This window comes from Neisseria sp. P0001.S005, assembly GCF_051963715.1.
This window is the reverse complement of record NZ_JBQCTZ010000700.1, coordinates 1-397: the sequence shown is the minus strand read 5'-3', so window position 1 is coordinate 397 and position 397 is coordinate 1. Positions and strand designations below refer to the sequence as shown.

Below are 397 nucleotides of genomic sequence, written 5' to 3'. Positions count from 1 at the left end.
CGGATGCGTACAGGTTGATCAGCTTTTACAGCTTGGAAGTCGATGTGTTGAACTTCGCGACGGAATGGGTGCATTTGGAAGTCACGCACGATAACGTCTTTAGTTTCACCATTCAAAGACAGTTTAATCAAAGCAGTATGGAAAGATTCTTTTTCCAATGCGTAGAATACAGTTTTGTGGTCTACAGCGATAGCAACAGGCTCTTGACCTTCACCGTACAGGATGCCAGGGATTTGGCCTTCGCGACGCAGGCGGCGGCTCGCACCAGTGCCTTGGGCTTCGCGAACAGAGGCTTGAATTTCGTAAGTCATGTTTAATACTCCAATTTAGATAAAATCGTCGTCATCGGCCGCGACCAGCTTAAGACGACATCGGGTTATGGCAGCAACATGCCGCC

At 48.6% G+C, this 397-nt stretch carries 1 protein-coding gene; it reads right to left on the bottom strand.

Going from position 1 to position 397, the window contains the following annotated elements:
• A partial coding sequence (rplY, locus tag ACTHSP_RS22450; protein WP_440347064.1) for a 50S ribosomal protein L25 occupies positions 1 to 311 on the bottom strand: 311 nt, incomplete at its 3' end.
• Between the last annotated feature and the right edge of the window lie 86 nt (positions 312 to 397).